This window comes from Vibrio sp. 1249-1 (assembly GCF_033340495.1).
In genome coordinates this window covers 1-1,285 of sequence record NZ_JAWOWJ010000073.1, presented here as the reverse complement: position 1 = coordinate 1,285, position 1,285 = coordinate 1, and the positions used below count along the sequence as shown (strand labels likewise).

At 45.6% G+C, this 1,285-nt stretch carries 3 protein-coding genes; 1 reads left to right on the top strand and 2 read right to left on the bottom strand.

Annotation, left to right across the window (positions count from 1 at the left end):
• The coding region (locus R7Z50_RS24320) for a DUF2806 domain-containing protein (protein ID WP_318149326.1) at positions 1-339 on the top strand (339 nt) is incomplete at its 5' end.
• A 90-nt stretch (positions 340-429) separates the two neighbouring features.
• Here the strand turns inward: R7Z50_RS24320 and cysC are convergent.
• Both cysC and R7Z50_RS24310 read right to left on the bottom strand, forming a co-directional pair.
• Positions 430-1,047 (bottom strand): adenylyl-sulfate kinase, encoded by a 618-nt coding sequence (cysC, locus tag R7Z50_RS24315; protein WP_318149325.1) that lies wholly within the window; start codon positions 1,045-1,047, stop codon positions 430-432.
• A gap of 24 nt (positions 1,048-1,071) precedes the next feature.
• Positions 1,072-1,285 (bottom strand): anion permease (locus R7Z50_RS24310; RefSeq protein WP_318149324.1); only part of this gene is annotated, 214 nt, incomplete at its 5' end.

Below are 1,285 nucleotides of genomic sequence, written 5' to 3'. Positions count from 1 at the left end.
ACCACCAGCAATCTGAATATGGGCAGCTTTCAATTGCCGTACTCAAGTCTATTAGTATTGATTGAATTGGGGTTACTGCATAGCACAGAACTGGAATCAGGAGAGATCGGCATTGAAACGCCATTGATACTGGCATATCAAGGCAAGAATTTGTCTCTGCAAGTGAATACGAAGGGCATCCGTCTGCTGTACTACCGTTTCACGCCGACGGGTAACGAACTGTGCAAACTGCTTGGCAACAAGCCAAACTCCCAGTACTACGATCAAATGCTCGCCTTGTTAAATCAAAAGTTTAGCGTAAGCACCGAAGCAAGCAGCAGCGTGAACTATACCGTTTAGTTTGGCTCTAGGAGCTTTAGGTCACCTATGATCTAAAAGCTCCTCAAGCAGTACACTAAGCTTTTGGCCACCTATGTTCCAAAAGCTGAGTTAACTGATCACACGGCGCTGTTTAAGCTCATCCAAACACAATTCAACCACCTCGTCGACGCTCTTCTCGCCTGCTGGCAAATCAATTTCTGGATTGATTGGCGCTTGATATTCTGAATCAATACCCGTGAAATTGGGGATCTCACCTGCTCGCGCTTTTTTGTATAAACCTTTTGGATCTCTGCCTTCACACACTTCGAGAGATGCATTCACAAACACTTCGATGAACTCACCTTTGGGCAGTAAATCGCGAACGAGTTGACGTTCAGCACGGTGAGGAGAAATGAACGCGGACAACACAATCAAACCCGCATCTGCCATCAGTTTCGCCAACTCGCCAATACGACGAATATTTTCACGACGATCTTGTTCAGAAAAGCCTAGATCACTACACAGGCCATGACGAACATTGTCACCGTCCAACAAATAAGTGTGGTAGCCCAACTCAGCTAAACGATTCTCCAGCGCGCCCGCGACGGTTGACTTACCTGCGCCAGATAAACCAGTAAACCAAAGCACTGCTGGTTTCTGTTTTTTCAGCTCAGCACGAAACTGTTTATCAACCGTGTGCTGATGCCAGACAATGTTTTCATCTTTTACCGGTGTTTCAGCGGTCATAACGAATCCTTGTATTTATCGGAATTAAAACGGAAAGAAGACCGGAATTAATGTCAGTACCAATACGGAATACACAATCGAAATCGGCACACCAATTCGCACATAGTCGGTCAATTTGTAATTACCTACACTGTAAACCAACAAGTTGGTTTGATACCCGTAGGGAGAAATAAAGCTCGCGCTTGCGCCAAACAATACCGCCATAATAAATGGCATCGGATCCACTCCGTACCCGACA